This window comes from Sphingomonas yantingensis, assembly GCF_014199325.1.
In the GTDB taxonomy this organism is placed as follows: Bacteria; Pseudomonadota; Alphaproteobacteria; order Sphingomonadales; family Sphingomonadaceae; genus Sphingomonas; species Sphingomonas yantingensis.
The window spans coordinates 119,292-136,964 of record NZ_JACIJJ010000004.1 but is presented as its reverse complement, the minus strand read 5'-3'; the positions used below and the strand labels follow the sequence as shown (position 1 = coordinate 136,964).

The following is a 17,673-nucleotide window of genomic DNA, read 5'->3' as shown; positions in this document are numbered from 1 at the left end:
GGCCGATCAGAAGCCCAGATCGCTCGCATCGGTGCCGGTTGATCCGACCAGCGAGTAGACATAATAGGTGACGTTGTCGCGAACGACCGTACCGTCGAACTCGATCGACGACACTGCCGCGCCGGCACTTCCCTTCAGCGCAATGCTGCCGAGACCGTCGCCCAGGGCAAACAGGCCGCCGTCACCGGTTACGATGCCGTCGTTGTTGCCATCGGCCAGCTTGGTCGTGGTCGCGATCAGGTCGCGCTTACCGAACAGGTTGATGGTATCGCTGCCCAGATCGGCACCCAGCGCGGTGTCGAAGAAAAACACGTCCTTCTTCTTGTCGCCCTTGTCGCCGCTGAATGTGTTGTCGGCCAGGGTGCTTTCCTTGGCACCGCGCGGCCGCACGCTGGCATCGCCGTAGACGGCATGGCCGGCATCGTCGATGCCCAGGAACCGCAGCGCGCTCACCCCGTCGATCTTCAGCATGTCGCCGCTCTTGGGCGCATCGATCGACACCACGTTGCCCGAAAGCGCAATGATACCGTCCTTGTTGCCGTCGTACAGCATCTTGTCGAAGACGAGAACGTCGTTCTTCTCGAAGTTCACGATCCGATCGTTGCCGGTGACGCCCTCATCGAAGAAGAAGCTGTTGGCCCCCACCTTGCCGCTCAGCGTCTCGCTCGCCGACGAGGTGCCGACGACGGTCCCCGCTCGGCCCGCCAGGTCGGTAACGACCGGCGGCACGACGACCGGCGGCACGACCGGGGCAGCTTCGATGCTCAGCGTGACCGTAGCGACGTCAGTCGCCTTACCGTCCGACGCGGTATAGCTGAAGCTGTCAGTGCCGCTGAAACCGGCCTTTGCGGTGTAGACAAAGCTGCCGTCGGCCGAAAAGCTGACCGTGCCGTTGGCCGGACCCGACTTGAGCAGGGCGGTGAGCGCGTCGCCATTGGCGTCCCTGTCGTTGGCCAGCACGTTGCCCGTGACGCTGGCGTCCTGCTTGAGGGAAAAGCTGTCGTTCACCGCGTCGGGCGCGTCGTTGACGACGGGCCGCGGCGGGGTGGTCGCGCCTTCGCGGGAATCGATCTGGGCGATGGTTGCCTTCAGATTGTCGGTGACCCCCATGTACAGGGTGATCGTGGTCGATGCGCCCGCACCCAGCGTGCCCAAACCGAAGGTCAGGTTCAGTGTCTGATCCGCCTTCGCGGTGTAGCCCTTTGCCTGCGCCTTGTCATAGGCGGCGGCGGCGTAGGGATCGGTGTTGACGAAGCCGTAGAATGACGCGACCGCGCGGTCATCGTTGGAATAGAGAAAGAACGGATTGGTCGCATTCAGATACGCCGACACCAGCGCTCCCTCCACGCCCTGGCTCTCGATCTTGTTTGTCGTGGCATATTTGTCCGACTGATCGGGGTCGAACGAGCGCATATAGCGCACGTCGTTCATCGCCGCACCCGACTGGTTGGTCAGCGTCACGTCGATGCGAATGTACTTCGCATCGTCCGCCAGGGAAATCTTTTGCGAAACTGCCAGCTTTTCCGTGGTCTGGCCGTTCCAGCTAGCCGATGCGACGCCCTTCTCCGACGTATTGGTCAGCGTGCCGTCGACTTCCGAGTAGCCGGTCAGAAGAAGATTGCTCTGGACAAAAGTCTTGCCACCGGTCTTGTAACCGATGTTGAAGCCTTCGATTGCCCGCCCCTGGAGCAGGACATCGTTCAGAACCATTTTGTTGCCGACGCCGAAGCCGTCGAGATCGGCAATCATGCCGACGCGCGTGAGGCCTGTCGCAGTGTCACTCGCCAGACCGGTCGGCGCGGCTTTCGTCGAGCCCAGTGTGCCATCGGCGTTGATGCCGATGCCGAGATAGGTCCCCTGAAGAAAAACTTCGTTATTCGCAGCCGCACTCTTAATCGCCATCTCAACCTCGCGAAACTATGATTTCATATCCGCAGGCCAGAGTGTGCAACACCCGACGGGTGTTCGGCTTCCCTGCCCCCACCGGGATCGGTACCTTCTACGGCGTTCCGTAAGTATAAAGCCGCTCAGTAAGTGGGGCGTTAAGCATTTTTTCTTGACTTTTTTGTCTTAAGCGCCGTCGAACTAGCTTGCCGCTCTGGCCCGTGTCGTACGAGGCCATTGCTTATCCTCGCCAGCAGCGCCATGCGTCCCGCGATGAGACGATTGGCCCGCGCGCCAGTCTGCCATTTTCGGCTCGCCGCAGGCAGCGTGCCGCGTTTTTTTGGGAACATTTTGCCGACTCAGGCGTGTGCGCCGGCGTGATAGTGTCCGATTCGGTTCAGCGGGGGTGATCCAGAATGGGTGGCAGCATCATTGCCGACCCGGATGCCGGTGTGGTCGATCCATACCCCTTCGATCGCGTCCGCACCGGACATTGTGTCGATGGCGGTCAGTACCCACCCGCCGTAATCCAGCCGCCGGTATCGGTGAATCGTGCCTGACGCGCCGTTCAAGCCCGACGTGACCAGCAGCTCACCGGGCATGACATCGCCGGACGCCGTGGCGGCGATCATTCATTGATCGCTGTTGGCGGGCATGGGTGTCGATGCCGACAATATGGCGCCCGAACGGTCGCAGGCGACCAACTCGCTACTGTCTCTCAGCATCCAGAGGCAGTCGGCGTGCGGGTCCCATGCGACGCCGTTGGTGCCGGCGGACAGCAGCACCGGCGGAGCCGCCATCGTGTCGGTCGCCGGGTCGAAATGGAGCAGATGACTATCACTGCCCGACGCGCCGGACAGCTTGACCACGATCCACAGGCTGCCGTCGCTACGGTCCAGCGTCATGCCCTGGCACGAACCTGCCATGTCGACCGACAGGCCGAGGCGGGTGAGGTCGAACTCTGCTTCGATCGCGGCGAGGTCAGGCGACATCCGGCTGAATAGCAGCGGATGCCGGGTCGTGCGGCCGTTGCCGACATACCAGCGCCCGGCCAGATCGCGGGTTAGACCGGTCACAGCCATGCCGCGCCCGGCCACGATCGGCGCCGATCCGTCGGGAAGCGATGTCCATGCCGCCGCGCTACGCGCTTTCGCTACCGCTACCGGCAATGGCATCACCCCCAAGGCATCCATATAGCCCTGCAATGCATCGTGGAGGACGCCGTGCTGCGCCGCCGACAGCGACCCGCCAGCGACAAAGGCGCAATATTGGCCGTCCGCCGCCACTCCGTTCGCCCGGCCGATGCCGACCCGCGCGGTCGATCGCGCTGCTGCCGGAGCATTTCCATTCTCACCCTTTTGCACGCCGCCGATGAACTGGCGCACGACCGCAGCGCCGGACCGATCGATCGCGGTGAAGCCATAGCCGCTGGCGACGCTCCCGCCGCTGGTCACCGCGCTACCGTTCAGCCGCCCGGCATTGGCATCGGTGGCCCCGCGTGGGTTCAACGATACCGAAGTGCCGGTGACGGTACCGACCGGTGCGACGGCGTTGCGATCGGCCTTGCGCGCCCATATGCCCAGCATCGCAGAACTCTGCTGGAACTGGACCCCGGCGGCGGGGGTGAACCCCGTGTCGATCCAGTCATCGTGGCCGTCCACCCAATATCCCCGGTCGGCGACAAGACGGGGGCGCCGCCGCCGATGGCGGCATCCGCCCCGCCCTTCCAGTCGAGCAGCGCAGCCTGCGGGTCATGCGCGGCGAACAGCAGCAGCCGATCGATCCGGGACCAGATACCGTTGTCGACCAGCCTCGCGACCAGCGTGTCGATGACGCGCGCGCGCGGCGGCGATGGCGGCGATGCCATTCGTCCAAGCAAGGCGGCGGTTTCGGGGCGTACCGGCGGAACCGGCGGCAAGGGTGGTAACCCGGGCGCGCGCGCCGGGCGACCAATCGAAAAGCCCAGCATCAGCAGAACGCAATCAGGCCGGAGGCGCTCGTACCAGTCAGGCGGACATGGCTGACCCGCATCGGCAGGATGGTTCCCGCCGGCACGCCGATGAAACGGACATCGGCGGTGTCGCCGACCGCCCGCACGACGACGTCGCCGCCACCGCCGACATACAGCGCCTTGGGCGTATGCGGCAGCGCCTGCTGATCGTCAGGCTGGATGGTCAGCAGGCGCCGGGCGGGCGCAACCGGACTGTCGGAATGCTAGGCGAACGGGTCTGACATGGAACCTCCTGAACCATCGCGAATCGATGTTCCCGCTGTGTTCCACATCCATTCCGTGTAGGAAAGTTCCTATATCCCTTGCGGACAGTAGGCTTCGGAACCCGCGGTTTGGTGCGGGTTCCGAAACGGAGTTCGGTCAGTCGCGGGGCCGGCTTTGGGCCTGCACCTGCGATGGAGACGGCTGTTTCTGGTCCGGCAACGCGGGGCGGGCCGGTACGTTATCGACGGGCAGTGCGCTGGCGAGCGGCCGCGCCGGCGCAGGGGTGTCGGGCGTGCGCAGCGTGGCGTTTGCAGTGGCCGGGACCACCGGTGCGTCGCGGGGATCGTCGGACGCCCGCGACAGCCGGTCGATCGGGCCGACGAACGGCTGGAACGGGTCGATCTGCTGTCGCTTGCGTCGTTCGAGATTGGCTTCCATGTCGTAGGTTGCGACGGCGGGGCTAAGCGTAGCGGCCTGCAACCGGCCCAGATAGGTCAGCAGATTAGCTTGGGATGCGTATCGCTGATATTCGGCATTCGCGACGATGACCTGCGCGTTCAGAAGACGCTGCTCCGAATCGATCACTTCGAAATTGGACCGGAAGCCCTCCTGGAAACTGCGTCGTACGCCTTCCAGCGCCCGCGCCGCGGTTTCGGCGGTCGCCTGACCGATCGCGACCTGTTCCGCCGACGAGATCGACTGGTTCCAAGCATTCTGGACTTGCGCCTGAACCCCGCGCCGGCTCGCCTCGACGGTGAAGGCCAGCGACTGCTGGTTGGCCAGCGCCTGGCGGACGCGCGAATCGATGACACCGCCGGTCAATAGAGGGATGGTCAGCGTGCCCCCCGCTGAAACCCCGCGGCGCAGGTTGTTGAACCCGATCCCGTTGGGGTCGATGACGCCGATCGATGCATCGGCCGACAGGATCGGATTGCGTTCGGCGCGTTCGGCGGCGATCTGCGCGCGGCCCGACCGTTCGTTCAGGATCGCCTGCCACAGCGTCGGGCTTTCGGCCTCGGCGACGCGGTAGGCCATGTCGATCGATCCGGGAATGCCGGGCAGCGGCGGTGGCGGAGTCAGCGCGCCGGGATTGCGGCCGACGACCGCGGCGAACCGCGACCGACTGCGTTCCAGGTTCGTCTCAGCCTGCGCCAGCTGCGTGCGGATGATGCCCAGCTGTGCCTCGGCCTGTGCGATGTCGATCCGGGTCAGGTCGCCGCCGCGTTCGCGTGCCCGCGCCTGGTCGACCTGTCGCTGGTAGGACTGGATCGATCGCTGCTGAATCTCGACCAGACGCTGATCGCGCAGCACCGACACATACGAGTCGACGACCTCGAACAGGATGAAATTCTCGACCTCGCGCAGGCGTTCGCGGCCCGACAGCACGCTGGCCTCGGCTGCCGATACGCGTGCGGCGGTACGGCCGCCGTTGAACAGAATCTGCGATGCGGTCAGCGACGCACCGCTGCTGCGGGCGCGGTTGGTGACCAGTTCGTCGAAGAACACGTCGCGCGTGACCTGTTCCTGATACCGGACGCTGCCAACGACGCTGGCCTGCAGCCGATAGGGTGCGCTGGCCTGAACGACGGTCTCGTCCAGCGCCCGCAGCTGCGCGCGCTGCGCCTCGAGCTGGGGGTTGTTGCGATAGGCATCGACCAGCGCCTGGGCCAGCGTATCGGTCGCGCCCGATACCGACGCCATCGAGGCCTCCACCGGCGTCACGGGTCCGACCTGCGCGGCGACCGGCCCCGTCGCCACGACTACTCCGGCCAGCAACCAAAAACGCATTTTCATCGTCCACTCCCCCCGCTCTGCCCCAGTTCGTGCCGGCATTTCCCTAGCGCGATTTCCGCACAGACCCAATGACGTCCCGCCCGACCTGTTACCGCTCGTGCATCGACCGGCGGAATGTCTCCGTCAGCGGGTCGAGCAGATACTGAAGCGCGGTGCGCTGGCGAAGTTTCACCAGCACACTGACCGGCACACCCGGACGGATGCCGAGATCGGCGCCGCGCACTTTGCGCAGCATCGCGATCTGAGCCTGCGGCACGACGATTTCGGCCGTGAAATAGCGCTGCCCCGACTTCTCGTCGCTCAGGCTGTCGGCCGACACGTTCCGAATCGATCCCAGCAGGATCGGCAGATCGCGTTCGTGCAGCGACAGAAACTTCACCTCGGCCGTGCGCCCCTCATACACGCCGTCGATGTCCCCCGGCGCGAAATTCGCCTTGATGACCAGCGGTGCGGCATCGGGCACGATGTCTAGGATCGGCTGCCCCGCCTGGATCACGCCGCCACGTGAATAAATTTTCAGGTCGACCACCCGGCCGGCAACCGGCGCGCGGATCACGGTGCGTTCCAGCTGCTCCTTGGCCGCCAGCCACTTCGGCATGACCTCGTTCAGCTGGAACTGGGTATCGCGCAGCGCGGTCGCCGCATCCTCTGTATAGCGACGCGCGCTCGATATGGCGGATTCCCGCGCCTGTCCCGCCTGCTCCCGCGCGGCCCGCGCACGCGCGCCATAGTCGGCATCGGCGCCTTCCAGCTGCTGGATCGAGCGTTCGATCCCGCGCACGGTGTTGCGCGACACATAGCCCTCGTCCGCCAGCTTGCGCGTGGCAGCGAGCTGTTCCTCCAGGGACTGGCGCTGTTGCGACGTGGCGCGGGCCTGCGCCGAATAGCCGCCGATCTGCTGAGCTGCCTCCGCCTCCTGCTGGCGGATGACGGCACGGTTGGACGCCAGGGCACCCTGACGGGCGGAACGCTGCGCGTTCTGTAGCCCCATCGCACGCTCGACCAGCGCGCGGTCGGCACCGGTCAGAGTCGCGAACCGGGCGGGCCATTGGATCGGGCCGCCTCTGATCTCGGCCTCCAGCCGGGCACGCTGCGCCTCCAGGTCGATGACGCTGCCGGCCAGTGCCCGTTCGGTCGCCGCGACCTCCGCCCCCTTCAGGCGGATCAGGATCTGGTCGCGGCCCACCTTCATGCCCTCGCGGACGCTTATCTCGTCGATGATTCCGCCGTCGCGGTGCTGCACCGTCTGACGGTTGCCCGACACGGTCACGCGGCCCTCGCCGGCCGCCGCTGCATCAAGTCGAACAATCGCCGCCCAGCCCAGCAGCACGACGAAGAACAGTACCGCGATGGCGATGCCCACCGTCATCGCCCGGTTCGGCGAATCGTTCAGCACCGCTTCGGGATTACCGACGGCACTGCGTTCGACCACCAGGACCTGTTGCTGCTGGCGGGGTATGATTTCTCCGCTCACGATTGGCCTCCCTGGGCGCGAGGTTGTTCGCCGGCATGGCCGCGCTGGTCCAGCTGACCGGGTTCGCGGGCTTCCTCCGGCGGCGGTGCCGACCGCAGGACTTTGGCCCGATCGTCATACACCTGGATGACGCCATCGCGTAGCAGTAGCACCTTGTCCACCGCCTGCAGCAATCCGGTGCGGTGGGTCGACACGATCACGGTCGCGCCTCTTGCCTTCAGCTCCTGCAGCGTGGCGATGAGCCGCGTCTCGCCGTTGATGTCGAGATGAGCGTTGGGTTCGTCTAGGTAGAAGATCGCCGGCGATCCGAACAGCGCGCGCGCCAGCGCGACCAGCTGGCGCTGGCCCGACGACAGGCCGCCGCCCTCGCGCACGGCCAACCGTGTGTCATAGCCATGCTCGAAGCGCAGGATGACCTCATGCGCGCCCGCCAGCATCGCGGCAGCCAGCACTTCCTTGTCCAGCGCCTCGCCGCCACCTTCGGTCAGCGCGCGGAAGCGCGAGATATTGGCATGGACGCTGGCGGGGAACAGCGTCGGGGTCTGCGGCATGTAACCGACATGGCGACCCAGTTCGTCAGGGTTCCAGTCGCTCAGCCGCGCGCCGTCGATGCGCACCTCGCCTTCGTCCGGGACGACCCCGCCGGACAGCGTACGCAGCAGTGTCGACTTGCCGGCCCCGCTCGGCCCGACCAGCGCGACGATGGTGCCCGGTTCGATCGTGAAACTGAGCTTGTTCAGCAGCACCCGGTCCGAGCCCGGCACCCGCACTGTCACATCGTCCACCTCGATCCGGCCGCGCGGCGTGGGCAAGGTGGTGCGCGTCGCGGTGACGTCGGGCAGGCGGCAGAAATGATCGAGGCCCTTATAGGCGTTCTGGGCGGCCATCACGTTCTTCATGGCGTTCAGGATCTGCTCGACCGGCTGCAGCGCGCGGCCGAGAATCAGCGATGCGGCGAAGATCGCACCGGCAGAAATCTCCTGGTTGATTGCCAGATACGCACCCAGCGCCAGCGCCATGGATTGGAGGAACAGCCGCAGGAACTTGGTCGCGGCCAGGAAACCGCCGGAATTGCCGGCAATGTCTGACTGGCGCTTGGCCAGGTCGGCGCGTTCGGACAGGTGGCGGCGCACCACCGCCTCGCGCATCCCGAGTGCCCTTGCGACTTCCGATGCCTGAATCGAATAATCCTGCGACCGATAGGCCTGGCTCGTACGCTGCGAGACCTCGGCTACCGATTTCTTGACCGACCAGTCGCTGGCCACCGCCAGTGCGATCAACAGCAGCGAGCTCACCAGCGCCAGCATCCCGATCATCGGGTGCAGCAGCCAGGAGATGATGATGTAGATCGGTGCCCATGGCGCATCGAACAGCGCGATGATGGCAGGACCGGTCAGCGTGCCGCGCAACGTGTCGAAATCGCGCATCGCCTGCGCGCGCTGGGCCGGGCTAGCGCCGCCGGTGCCGATGATGCGGTGCAGGATGTTAGACGCCGCGATCTTTTCCAGGCGCAGGCTGGCGCGCATCAGCAACCGAATCCGCACCGTGTCGAGCAGCGCGAACACAATGAGCGAAACCGCCAGGATCAGCGAGAGGACTAGCAGCGTCGGTACGCCACGCGTGGGCACCACCCGGTCGTAGACCTGCAGCATGAAGATCGACGGGGCGAGATACAGCAGGTTGATGAGGCCGGAGAACAGCCCCACCGCCCAGAAATGGCGCCGGCACGCCTTCAGCGCATAGCGCAGCGGATTTTGTTCAACCTGCATTCTGGTCCCCCCGGCCCGATGTCCGGCCTATTGATCGAAATAGGTCATCTTCGCGTTAAGCGCCTGTGCCTTTTCAAGGAATTTATCATAGCCGCGTTCGATCTGCCACGCATCGGCGATTCGCGTCTCCCCGTCGGCCCGCAGGCCAAGCAACGCAAGCGCCGCGCCCGCGCGCAGGTCAAGCGCCCGGACCGCTGCACCACGCAGCTCCCGCGTCCCATGAACATGCGCCGTGCTGTCGCGCACGAAGCTTTCCACGCCCATCTTCGCGAACTCGTCCAGATAGCCGTAGCGGCCGGCGAAGCGCAGATCGACGATCCGTGATTCCCCGCGCGCGCACGCACCCAGCGCCGCGAACAACGGCTGCATGTCCGAATTGATGCCGGGATACGGCCCGGTGCTGATCTCTACCGGATAGGGGCGGCCAGACCGCACGATCGCGATCGATCCTTCGCGAAAGATCTTCGCCCCACTCTCACGCAGGAAGATAAGCGGCACTTCCAGATCGTCGAAAGGAAAATCGCGGATTTCCACGTCGCCGCCAGTGATGACCGATCCGATCAGCCACGTCATAGCCTCCATGTTGTCGGGCATCACCCGCCGCGTTACCCCGTTCAGCGTCTCCGCGCCCGTGATCTCGATGCTTTCCTGGCCATGGACGGTAATCGTCGCCCCCATTGCCCGCAGGAAATCGCAAAGGTCGAGGATTTCGGGTCGGATATGGGGGTTCCACAAGCGCGTGGTGCCGCGGGCCAGCGATGCGATCATCAACGCGTTCTCGGTCGCGCCGGTGGAGCGAAGCGGCAGCACGATGTCGGCGCCGGTCAGGCCGTCCGGTGCTTCTGCATATAGCCGGCCGTCCTTGCCATACACGCGCGCGCCCAGCCGCGTCAGGACCAGTTCGTGCAGGTCGTAGCCGCGCCCGCCCAGGTCGCAGCCGCCGGGCAACGGCACGCTGCCCGCGCCGGTCCGCGCGGTGAGCGCGCCCAGGATCAGCAGCGTGTTACGGATCGAGCGGCCTTCCCAGATCAGTTCGCCGGGCGGCGGGGAAACCTCTTCGATCGTCAGCGTGCCGTCGGTGACGGTGCAGCGCTTGCCCAGCACCTCCAGCATCCCGACGTGCACCTGCGCGTCCAGCAGCCCGTCGGGATAATTGTCGAGCACGATGCGCTCTGCAGTCAGCAGCGACGCGGCCAGGAGACGCAGCACGCTGTTCTTTGCGCCGCTGACCGTGACGATCCCTTCCAGGCGCGACGGACGCACCGACAGGATGCGGTCGGGATCGCGACTTTCGATCGAAGTGATGGCCGGTGCGGAGAATGCGGTCGCGGTCATGTCAAAGTCCTTGGTAATGGGCGACGTCGAGACGATCGGCCACTTCATGGGCAGGGCATAGGGTGCCGTCGGGTGCCAGGTGGCGCACCTCGGCATCCATGCGGATACCCGAGAGATCGGCCACCCGGTCGCGGGCGATGCGGATCAACGCCAACACGTCGACGGCGCGCGCGTCGCCGTTGTTGACGATGAAATTGGCATGGTCGGGCGACAGCTGCGCACCGCCGATCGCCTTGCCCTTCAGCCCGGCACGTTCGATCGCCATGCCCGGCGGGCCGATCAGGTCGTAGAGCTTCGGATCGCTGACGAAGACCGATCCGCAGTTCGCGCGAACCTTCGGGAATTTCTCTCGGCGCGAGCGCAGGATTGAGCGCGCCTCGCGGTGCATTGCCGCGCGGTCGCCGGGCTCGAACCGCAGCCGGACCGAGGTCACCACCAGGTCGCCGGCCTGCAACCGCGACGCGCGATAGCTGTAGGCGAGAGCGGCATGGTCGAGCCGGTGGCGCGCACCGAATTGGTCCAGCGCGTCGACATGGACGACATTCTCGCCGATGCCGCGCCGCTGGCTGCCCCCGTTCATCGTGACCAGACCGCCCAGCGTCCCCGGAATGCCGATCGCATGGACCGCGCCCGACAGGCCGGAATTGATCACCCGCCGCACGAACGACGGCACCCAAAGCCCCGCCCCTGCATCGACGATGCCGTCGCCCCGGACCGCAAAACCGTCCAGCGAGCGACCGACGCGAACGACGACTCCGCGAAAGCCGGCATCGTGGAACAGCAGGTTCGATCCATCGCCGATGATGACGCGCGGCAAGCCCAGCGCCGTGATCACGGCCAGCACGCGGCCGAGCGAAGCGGCGTCGGCCGGGGTGACGACGAAATCGGCCGGCCCGCCGATTCGCCAACGGCCAAGCGTCGCCAGCGGCACGTCGGTTGCCACACAGTCACCCCCCGCCGCCGCCGTCAGTGCAGCGTGCGTGGAGACGGTGCGTGGGTCATGCCACCGGTCATCCGGTGGTTCAGAGCGGGTCGATTCCATTCTTGTGTCCGCGCATCCTGACTTGAGCGCCCGCTCGGCATGCCTGTCCTACGTCGTGCCCGCTCACCCAATCAGCAGAGGGGCGCGATCCTCACGCGACCCTGTCCGTAGATTGTGCGACCAACCGGGTCCAGACCTTTGTTCCGCACCGATCGGGCCAATATTGCCGATACGGGGCGACCCGTACCATTCCAATACACGGCAGCCGTCGATCACGCCGTGTCACGAGCCGTACCGCAAATCTGCAACCCGGCAGATTACTCCGGCTGTCACACGATATTGTTAGAAAATCTTTCCGATTGCGACAGCAGGCTTTATGATCGCAAACGGCATGACTGCAATCAGCGATCCGTCGTGCAACGGGCGTGTTTTGCCGCTGGATGCGTGACGCTTATGCGCCTAAGGCGTGCTGCACTGCAAGATGAGGCAATGGCAAAGGGGTTGTGAATGCGCATCCGGATGGTTGGATCGGGGTATGTCGGGCTGGTGTCCGGGGCGTGCTTCGCGGATTTCGGGCATGATGTAGTCTGCATCGACAAGGACCAGTCGAAGATCGACGCGCTGCTCGACGGGCGGATGCCGATCTACGAACCGGGTCTCGATGAGCTGGTCGGGCGCAATGTCGCGGCCGGACGCCTGCGGTTCAGCACCGATCTTAGTGAAAGCGTCCGGGACGCCGACGCGATCTTCATCGCGGTGGGGACCCCATCGCGGCGGGGCGATGGCCATGCCGACCTCAGCTATGTCTACGCCGCCGCAAAGGAAATCGCCGGTGCGATCACCGGCTTCACTGTTATCGTCGACAAGTCGACCGTTCCGGTCGGCACCGGCGACGAGGTCGAACGCATCATCCGCGAGGCCAGCCCCGACGCCGATTTCGCAGTCGTCTCCAACCCCGAGTTTCTGCGCGAAGGAGCCGCGATCGACGATTTCAAGCGGCCCGACCGCGTTGTCGTGGGCGGCGACGACGAACGCGCGATGGAAGTGATGCGCCAAATCTATCGCCCGCTGACGCTTAACCGTTCGCTGGTGATCGAGATGAGCCGTCGCGCTGCCGAACTGACCAAATATGCCGGCAACGCATTCCTTGCGACAAAGATCACCTTCATCAATGAGATCGCCGACCTGTGCGAGAAGGTGGGGGCCGACGTTCAGGACGTGGCACGCGGCATCGGTCTCGACAACCGCATCGGGTCGAAGTTCCTGCATGCCGGGCCGGGCTATGGTGGCTCGTGCTTCCCCAAGGACACGCTGGCGCTGCTCAAGACCGCCCAGGACCATGACGCTCCTCAGCGGATCGTCGAGGCGGTCGTCAACGTGAACGACAACCGCAAGCGCGCGATGGGCCGCAAGGTCATTGCCGCGATGGGCGGCGACGTGCGCGGCAAGACCGTCGCGATCCTCGGCCTGACGTTCAAGCCCAATACCGACGACATGCGCGACAGCCCGGCGATCGCGGTGATCCAGACGCTGCAGGATGCCGGCGCCACCGTTCGCGCTTTCGATCCAGAAGGTACCGAACAGGCCAAGAAGGTGCTCGACAATGTCGAGTATTGCGCAGGCCCCTATGAAGCGATCGAGGGGTCGGATGCGGTCGCGATCGTCACCGAATGGGATGCGTTCCGCGCACTCGACCTTGCTCGCGTTAAGTCGCTGCTGAGCGCGCCGATCATGGTCGACATGCGCAACATCTATCCGCGTGACATGATTGAAAAGGCAGGCTTCACCTATCACGCGGTGGGCCGCTGATGCCGGCGCCGGTCCTGGTCACGGGGGCGGCAGGCTTTATCGGCCATGCCGTGTCCCACCGTCTGATTGAACGCGGCGAGACGGTGATCGGGGTCGATAACCTGAACGACTATTACGATCCGGCGCTCAAGGATGCGCGGCTGTCGACGTTCAACGGACGGCGCGAATTCATCTTCGAGCGTATGGACATCGCCGATTCGGAACGAATCGCTGCGCTGGTGGCGCGGCACGGGATCGCCCGTGTCGTCCACCTCGCGGCACAGGCGGGGGTTCGATACAGCATCGACAATCCCTTTGCCTATCAGCGATCCAACCTCGCCGGGCACCTCTCGATCCTGGAGGCATGTCGTCGGGCACCGGGGTTCGAGCATCTGGTCTACGCCTCGTCCAGCTCGGTGTACGGCGACAAGCCGATGGGGAGCGACGGCTTTACCGAAGAGGAGCGTGTCGATCACCCCGTCTCGCTCTATGCCGCAACCAAGCGGTCGTGCGAGCTGATGAGCCAGTCCTATGCGCACCTCTATGCGCTGCCGCAAACGGGGCTGCGCTTCTTCACGGTCTATGGCCCGTGGGGTCGCCCGGACATGGCCTATTTCGGCTTTACCCAGAAGATCCTGCGCGGCGATCCGATCGAGGTGTATGGCGAAGGGCGCATGGCGCGCGACTTCACCTATATCGACGATATCGTCGACGGCATTGTCGGTGCGCTCGACAACCCGCCGCCGCCGCACGAGAACCGGCTGCTGAACATCGGTGACAGCTGCCCGGTCGGGCTGATGGAAATGATCGAGACTCTGGAACGGGCCATCGGCCGCGAGGCGGTGAAGGTTATGCGCCCGATGCAACCCGGCGACGTCACCGCCACCTATGCCGACGTGTCGAAGCTGCATGCACTCACCGGCTACAAGCCGAAAGTGATGCTGAACGAAGGGCTGGCACGTTTCGCCGATTGGTATCGTGACTTCTACGGGATGCAGGACATCCCCGGCAGATAGAGCGAGGCCGGTTCAATGCCGGGGAATGTTAATACTGACCGGTGTATCACCGTGGGGATCCGTGGCCGATGCGCCACCTGTCCGCCGCCGCGCCGCCATGCGTGGCCGTCATGAGGTTCGGTGATAGCATGACCGATCGTTCCGATACGCCGGCCGCGTCGGTGAACATCCTGCGTCGCATAACTATGCTGGCCCCGGTCGCCACGCTGCTGGCGCGCATTCGCCACCGCCGGTCGATTCTGATCTATCGGCGGGGGCATCTGGCCGCCGCGTCCGGTGCCATCACCGGGCCGGGTCGCCTGTCGATCGGCAAACGCTGGGACGGACAGCTGGCCAAGGCGACAGAGGTCGTCGTGCGCCGCGGCGGCCGATTGCAGGTGAACGACAATTTCGTTCTGCATCGCGGCGGCAGCATCCGCATCGGGCCGCGCGGACGGCTGACCTTGGGCAGCGGCTATATCGCCGACGATTTCCATCTTGAATGTCTCGACTCGATCAGCATCGGTCATGACGTGGCGATCGCGCGCTGCGTGACGATCATGGATACCGATCATCACTCGTTGACCGGCGCGCGCAGTTGCGAGGGGCCGGTGCGGATCGGCGATCATGTATGGATCGGGGCGGGTGTCACGATCATGAAGGGGGTGACGATCGGCGACGGCGCGGTCGTCGCGGCTCGATCAGTGGTGACCCGCGATGTCGCCCCCGGCGCCCTCGTTGCGGGCGTCCCGGCCCGATATGTCCGCGACGTTGAATGGCAGGTTTGACGGCCTTGGGACCACTCGGCGAACCCGACCCGGTCAATAGGCGTTGCCGTGCGACAACACCCGAAACGTCATGAGAACGATCTTTACATCGCGCCAGATCGACCAGTGTTCGAGATACTCGAGATCGGCCTGAAGCCGGTTGCGGAGATCATTTTCGAACGGCGTTGCGCCGCGATAGCCGCGCACCTGAGCCAGGCCGGTCAGGCCCGGCTTTACCGAATGACGCTGCCAGTAACGACCGTCGATTTCCCAGAATAGCTTTTCGGCGGCGCGCGATCCCAGCGCGTGCGGGCGCGGACCGACGATGCTCATATCGCCTCTCAGCACGTTGAAGAGCTGCGGCAGCTCATCCATGCTGGTCTTGCGGATGAAGCGACCGACGCGAGTGATGCGATCGTCCTCGCGCGAGGCGGAGCGATGGCCGGCGCTGTCGCTGCCTTCGACGAACATGCTGCGGAACTTCCAGATGCGGAACATTTCGTTCCGGCACCCGATTCGCACCTGCTTGAATAGGATCGGGCCGGGGCTGTCCAACTTTACCAGCAACGCAATCAGCGCCAGCAGCGGGCTGAGCGCCAGCACTGCCACACCCGATACGGCCAAGTCGAACAGGCGCTTGACGAACCGGTCGAACAGGCCGAGCGGGCCCACCGCGACGATGACCGTCGGCGTATCGGCATAGGCCGACACCCCCAGCGGCGCGAGCTGATCCAGCTCTGGGACAAAAATCTCGGCCTGTACATTGGCGCTTTTGAGCGAATTGGCCCAAGCAACGCGCTTTTCGGGCGCGCAGGCGATGACAACCCGGTCGGCATTGGCGATGATCCGCGCCAGCCGATCGTACATGATCGGGTCGTGCACGTCGGGGTCGAATCGCCCCTGAATAGGCACCATCGCCGAAAACTTACCGGCGGGCACGGATGACTCTCCGTCATGCAGCAGCATAACGTTGAACGGATTGCCACCGATGATTTGCCGCAGGTTCGAGACGAAGACATAACGCGCCGCCGTAATCAGCAGGAATGACGTCGCTGTGCCGAACAACATCAGCGCACGTGGAAAATCCTCGCTTGCCTGAAATGCGAACGCGACCAGGATGACGGTACACACCGCCAGCAAAAGCGCTTTCCCGCCTTGCCATGCCGCATGTCGGGGACGCTGCAGACATTCGCTGTCATAGGCGCGAACCCCGAATGCCGTCAGGAAGAAGATCGGAACCAATGCGATAAGGGCGAGTGCCCATGGGGTCGGCCCGAATAGGATCGTGCGCAGATATCCTGCCAACCAAACGCCGAAAACGAGACAAAGAGCGTCGATCAGTATCAGGCCACCAGAAGCACGATACCGGAGAATCGAGGACAGGGTCGCGCCCCGTTCCCCCCGTTGTCGCCTGTCCTGACTATGGAACGCGTCCAAGCCCATATTGGTCATCTACCCCGACTGTGGCCTGGTCTGACCGTATTCTCACACGCGTTAAGGGAGAACAAAGATCGTGCAGTGCAGCATCGATTAACTGACAATGCCCCGCGTGCCCACCCGTTAACGCACCGGCGGAATGTCACCGTCGATACATTGTGCCATTTTCTAGCCAGACCGTCACCCGCTTCCGGATGGCCCATCCCGGCCGGCTGTAGGAATGTCATCCGATGACCATGGCAGACAGTCGTTACCGGCGATCCGTCGGCGGAACCCGCCCCCTCTCCCGCCCTGCCATGGCCGTCCGATGCCCGTTACCCACCTGTGCGATGCGCCGCGGACGCGGTCGCCGGCTTCTTCGCATCTCGCGCGATCGCAATCGATTCGCCACCCGCCCCCGGCCAATCAAATAAAGCCGACGGTGTTCGGCGCGAATCGGGACTCCGAACAGATGAGACCCGCGCAGGGTGCTGCCAGGGGGGGGCGGCAGGGTCTGCCTCAGGCTGCTTTGATCCCTGGCCCCGCAGGTTGATACGATCCCCGGACAATCTTTCAGGCGAGGGCGAGCACCACGGCTCCGATCGCGCTCCAGCACAGACTCGTCGCCCCGGCAATCAGCAGCAAGCGGGTACGCACTGCCAATTTGGTGGCCGGATCGGGCCGGACCGTGGCGTCCGACACCCGCGGGAAGGGCAATACGTTGCGCGGACCGAACGCGGCGGTCACTGAACCGGCGGGCAACGGATGATCGAACATGCACCCGAAGCTGTCCGGCCCATGCCATAGCACGGTTCCCAAAATACGCCCCACATTGGCGATTCCGACCTCGATAGGCGTTCCCGACTCGACGGGCGCGTGACACTGGATGCCGCACCCATCGCGAGTGAGATCGAGGATCATGACATCGTACGGCTGGGGGTCGTCGCCGATCCGCAATACGCCGCGCCGGCCCAGCACCTTGCGCTCGACCTCGCGATCGTCTTCATGAGCCCTACGATGCGAGGTATGGGCGGCCTGAGCGGCAGTGGAGCGCATGCTGATTTCCTAAAGAATAGGGAACTTGTAGGCGCCGGCGATTAGAGGTGGTTTAAATAAGACAGTTAGCGGCGTTGCAGCTATTATTAAGCATCGTAAACCTCCGGCTATCGTTGTCCCGGCGACATGCCTTGCGCCGGGCGGGCCTCGAGTGGGGCCGCGGGGTTCGAGGCCGGACGTGTCGGGACCAAACGATCC

Annotated in this window: 14 protein-coding genes; 3 read left to right on the top strand and 11 right to left on the bottom strand. The window is 64.8% G+C overall.

The window, feature by feature from the left end; translation table 11 throughout:
• Positions 1–6: 6 nt before the first annotated feature.
• The 9 genes from FHR19_RS13295 to murB all read right to left on the bottom strand — a co-directional run bounded on the left by FHR19_RS13295 (position 7) and on the right by murB (position 11,414).
• Positions 7–1,902 (bottom strand): Ig-like domain-containing protein, encoded by a 1,896-nt coding sequence (locus FHR19_RS13295; RefSeq protein WP_184029262.1) that lies wholly within the window; start codon positions 1,900–1,902, stop codon positions 7–9.
• A gap of 341 nt (positions 1,903–2,243) precedes the next feature.
• Positions 2,244–2,516: a hypothetical protein gene (locus FHR19_RS13290; RefSeq protein WP_184029260.1), complete on the bottom strand. Its 273-nt coding sequence runs from the start codon at positions 2,514–2,516 to the stop codon at positions 2,244–2,246.
• A complete protein-coding gene (locus FHR19_RS13285) occupies positions 2,517–3,545 on the bottom strand; it encodes a hypothetical protein (protein WP_184029258.1) in 1,029 nt (342 codons plus the stop codon).
• A gap of 307 nt (positions 3,546–3,852) precedes the next feature.
• Positions 3,853–4,056, bottom strand: a complete 204-nt coding sequence (locus FHR19_RS18055) for a spike base protein, RCAP_Rcc01079 family (protein ID WP_425505976.1) — start codon at positions 4,054–4,056, stop codon at positions 3,853–3,855.
• Between the two features lie 199 nt (positions 4,057–4,255).
• A complete protein-coding gene (locus FHR19_RS13275; RefSeq protein WP_184029255.1) occupies positions 4,256–5,893 on the bottom strand; it encodes a TolC family outer membrane protein in 1,638 nt (545 codons plus the stop codon).
• An 88-nt stretch (positions 5,894–5,981) separates the two neighbouring features.
• A complete protein-coding gene (locus FHR19_RS13270) occupies positions 5,982–7,367 on the bottom strand; it encodes an HlyD family type I secretion periplasmic adaptor subunit (protein WP_184029253.1) in 1,386 nt (461 codons plus the stop codon).
• Positions 7,364–9,136 (bottom strand): type I secretion system permease/ATPase, encoded by a 1,773-nt coding sequence (locus FHR19_RS13265; protein ID WP_184029250.1) that lies wholly within the window; start codon positions 9,134–9,136, stop codon positions 7,364–7,366. The genes FHR19_RS13270 and FHR19_RS13265 overlap by 4 nt, the downstream gene beginning before the upstream one ends.
• 27 nt (positions 9,137–9,163) lie before the next feature.
• Positions 9,164–10,471: a UDP-N-acetylglucosamine 1-carboxyvinyltransferase gene (locus FHR19_RS13260; RefSeq protein WP_184029247.1), complete on the bottom strand. Its 1,308-nt coding sequence runs from the start codon at positions 10,469–10,471 to the stop codon at positions 9,164–9,166.
• A 1-nt stretch (position 10,472) separates the two neighbouring features.
• A complete protein-coding gene (gene murB, locus FHR19_RS13255; protein WP_221228539.1) occupies positions 10,473–11,414 on the bottom strand; it encodes a UDP-N-acetylmuramate dehydrogenase in 942 nt (313 codons plus the stop codon).
• 546 nt (positions 11,415–11,960) lie between these two features.
• On the opposite strand from murB, the gene FHR19_RS13250 reads away from it, so the two are divergent.
• The 3 genes from FHR19_RS13250 to FHR19_RS17880 all read left to right on the top strand — a co-directional run bounded on the left by FHR19_RS13250 (position 11,961) and on the right by FHR19_RS17880 (position 15,024).
• Complete coding sequence (locus FHR19_RS13250; RefSeq protein WP_184029243.1) at positions 11,961–13,262, top strand: UDP-glucose dehydrogenase family protein; 1,302 nt, start codon at positions 11,961–11,963, stop codon at positions 13,260–13,262.
• Positions 13,262–14,257 (top strand): SDR family NAD(P)-dependent oxidoreductase, encoded by a 996-nt coding sequence (locus tag FHR19_RS13245; protein WP_184029241.1) that lies wholly within the window; start codon positions 13,262–13,264, stop codon positions 14,255–14,257. Before FHR19_RS13250 ends, FHR19_RS13245 begins: the two co-directional genes overlap by 1 nt.
• Before the next feature lie 128 nt (positions 14,258–14,385).
• Positions 14,386–15,024, top strand: coding sequence for an acyltransferase (locus tag FHR19_RS17880; RefSeq protein WP_281375705.1), 639 nt, complete (start codon positions 14,386–14,388; stop codon positions 15,022–15,024).
• Positions 15,025–15,057: 33 nt separating this feature from the next.
• Here FHR19_RS17880 and FHR19_RS13235 read toward each other — a convergent pair whose 3' ends face one another.
• Together FHR19_RS13235 and FHR19_RS13230 are read right to left on the bottom strand one after the other, a co-directional pair.
• The gene (locus FHR19_RS13235; protein ID WP_184029239.1) at positions 15,058–16,455 is read right to left on the bottom strand and encodes an exopolysaccharide biosynthesis polyprenyl glycosylphosphotransferase; all 1,398 of its coding nucleotides are present in this window, start codon (positions 16,453–16,455) and stop codon (positions 15,058–15,060) included.
• 537 nt (positions 16,456–16,992) lie between these two features.
• Complete coding sequence (locus FHR19_RS13230) at positions 16,993–17,475, bottom strand: PilZ domain-containing protein (protein WP_184029237.1); 483 nt, start codon at positions 17,473–17,475, stop codon at positions 16,993–16,995.
• Between the last annotated feature and the right edge of the window lie 198 nt (positions 17,476–17,673).